The 2,948-nt window shown below is 54.9% G+C and carries 1 protein-coding gene and 1 pseudogene; both read right to left on the bottom strand.

Features of this window, described 5'->3' with window-relative positions; translation table 11 throughout:
- A pseudogene (locus tag ACFUK0_RS39980) lies at positions 1–279 on the bottom strand (hypothetical protein); the annotation flags it as partial.
- A gap of 263 nt (positions 280–542) precedes the next feature.
- Positions 543–2,768, bottom strand: a complete 2,226-nt coding sequence (locus ACFUK0_RS39975) for a caspase family protein (RefSeq protein ID WP_380258979.1) — start codon at positions 2,766–2,768, stop codon at positions 543–545.
- Positions 2,769–2,948: the final 180 nt, after the last annotated feature.

Below are 2,948 nucleotides of genomic sequence, written 5' to 3'. Positions count from 1 at the left end.
CTGGGCACCGCCGGCGTCCGTGAGGTCCATGGTCAGATCGTGTTCGCCGCGAGGCATGGACCGGAGGTCCTCGCGCACCTCAAATAGGAGTACGGAAGCGTGGATGGACGCTCGGACACGGCCGATGTACTCGGCGTAAGCATCGAGTTTCTTCTCATCCCACCGAACCCGGAGCGTCGCCCGGTTCCTGCTTCGTTCCATCAGATGGTTTGTGACGTAGGTCGTCAGCGCTCCGAGAAGTACCGCCGCGATTGTCACTACCTGAGTTATGTTGTCCACTCGTCCCCGTCTCCCCACCTGGCCCATACCGGCTAGAACGCCAAGAGCTTAGGGGTGACAGGGCAGGTTGCGGAGCGCGCTTGCACGCCAACCTGCTACTGGCGTAGCCAATGCACAACGTCAACACCGGCGGACAGCGCCCAGGTTAGCTTGATTATTCAAGTTCAAGCCGAATTTCTGCCGATTTCTTCAGGCGATGGCGCCAAGGTGTTTTTCAAACATGGACCACACCTTGGCGACCGCCAGGGAAACCAAACTAGATTTTATCGTTCAATTGCTTCAATGACCCGACTTAGAGCATACCTGGACCTCTCGATTCCCGGCCTTCCGGCAACCACATCGACGACGGTGATGAAAGTCTCGAAGGTTCCCTGAGTTCCTGGCTTCCTTCGCACTCCAGAAATTTGGCCAATCACGTCATCAATTCTACTGTTCAAGATCCCGCGCTTGGAATCATTTGACTTATTCCCTTCGATTGTGATGCGATCTAGGGACAAGCGCGCCACCAAGTCGAAGGTTTCCAAACCGTTTGAAACTCGGCTATTTTCCGCCTTCAGGGTAATACTGGTTCGGCCAGATGTGCTTGCGAATGATGTTCCCATTGCACTGATGGCGCCAGCGGCGCCAAAGCCCGAGAGGGAGAAGGCGACCTCGTTCAGGGCGCCCCGAAAAGTCACCGAAGAGCCTGCCGAGTGGCGAATCTGGGATTCAATTGACGCAAGCACATCCATTGCCTGCCTAAAATTCTGATAGCGCTCGGAGGGGTTCGAAACGCTGCACTTTGTATACCACTGCAGAAAAGACTGGGCAGCCGCACCGACTGGCCAACTTGAAAGCTTTTCCCTGAGCAGCTTACTGTTATCCGCGTTCCCTAGTGGAACGGGGTCACTTCCCGTGACGGCATAGAATGCAAGCTGCGAGAAAGCGTATACGTCGACCAGGGCGCTGTGGGCAGCTGCCGACTTGGGATTTGACATCTGTTCGGGTGCCGCATATGAGAGGTTTCCCCATGCTTGCTTTGTTACTTGAGTTGCCTGACCAAACCAGGCCAGGTCAAAGTCTGCAAGATAGGGAAGCCAGGTTCCATCATCCTCACGATAAAGAGCCAAGATATTTTCTGGCTTGATATCGCGATGAATTACCGTCCTGCTGTGCGCATGGGCAATTGTTTCAGCGGTGAGCAGTAGGAATCGAAGAATCTCTGCAGAATCCTCGATAATATTCGGAATATCTCGGAAGTTCGGCCCATCTACATACTGCATGAAAAAGCCGACGGGGGCCTCGGTGTATCCCTTTACTTTAATCACTCTCGGATGGTCGAGCTGCTCCATGGCCCGATAACCTCTTGAGAATAGATTCTTCTTTTCAAGGTCCCCATATTCAGTGGGATGGTACACCTTGTATGCCAATCGCTCCCCATTTTCGCATTCAATTTCGTAGACCGTCCCGAATCCACCCCCGCCGATTCGTCGCACCACCGTACCCGGTTCCACTTGAGTCCCGAGGTCAATCTCTGCCAGCTGCTTGGCACGATTGGTGGCAGCCGTGTAAATCCGATTGAACTCGGTATCCACCCTCAGCTCACGGTGCTCCTTTCTAGTGCGCTCAAACCAGCGAAGAGTTGGAGCAAGCATCTGCGAGGCCATGCGGTGACCAAAGGCTCTCCAATCGTCCGGATGGCTAGGAATCTGCGATGTGTAATCTTCCAGGAACTGCTTCCCCTGGGAAATTATCCTCCGCCTGTCGCTCCCAGGAAGACTGTCCCTAGAAATTGGCGGAAACCCCGTGGCGAGAACAACGCGCCCTGCCGAATCGCCCTTGGTGACCGTAATTTGTTCGGCGCCGATCTCTTCCAAGCTCCGGTTAATGAACTCCGAAATTCCTCCGACTGTTACGTCGCCGGCAGGGTCTGCCGCATCGCCAGAAAGCGCCTGGAGTAGCGCGTACGTAAAGAGGCCATGGCCATACTTACTATCTTCAATGGCAACCTGCTCCGGCCGACAAGCTGCAAGCAGCGTCCGCGACTCTGTTCTGGCGGGGATTCCTTTTTCAATTTGCTCAGGCGTAAGAGTCTGGCCAGGCTTGCCGAATTGCCCAGACCCAGAATGGCAGCAGTCCAGTACGGTGAGGCAATTCCGAGTTTTGTCGGAGATTCGATCAATGAATCTCGCCAAGTCGGAGAGCTCAATTCCTTCTTCGAGCGGTTGATGGTCAACCGTCACCAAGTAAGCATCGAGGTCCGTTACAATCCCATGCCCAGAAAAGTAGAAGATGAAGAAGTCTAGATCTTCCTGGATTGCAGAGGCGAGCGCTCTGCGAATATTCTTCCGCGTGGCTTCATGGTTGATCAGAAGATCCACTTCGAACCCGTACTCCGGCTGCCCTAGATAGTCGGCCACTTCGGTCGCATCTGCCACGCAGAGATCAAGTCGGTCAGGGGCCGGGTACTCATCGATCCCAACACACAACGCTCTACGGCGTGAAGCCATGGCCATTCCTCCTAGGGTGACTGGCATCACAGTATCGGTTGCCTCTGGCTCCTCACAGCAAGTTGTCTGAGCCCGCGTCAGATCTGCCGGAGTTGCGGGTTGGGCGGCTTGTTGAGTTATGTGGGAGTGGTTCCGGGCGAGTACCCGTCGGATCTGACGTACAAGCGCTGCGCTGGTTGA

The sequence above is a fragment of the Kitasatospora sp. NPDC057223 genome (genome assembly GCF_042669755.1).
In the GTDB taxonomy this organism is placed as follows: domain Bacteria; phylum Actinomycetota; class Actinomycetes; order Streptomycetales; family Streptomycetaceae; genus Kitasatospora.
The sequence above is the reverse complement of the archived record's forward strand: the minus strand, read 5'-3'. Positions and strand labels throughout refer to the sequence as shown.

Bases quoted from the DNA above. Each gene is read 5' to 3' on its own strand.
- ACFUK0_RS39975 (WP_380258979.1), bottom strand. From the start codon at position 2,768: ATGGCTTCACGCCGTAGAGCGTTGTGTGTTGGGATCGATGAGTACCCG.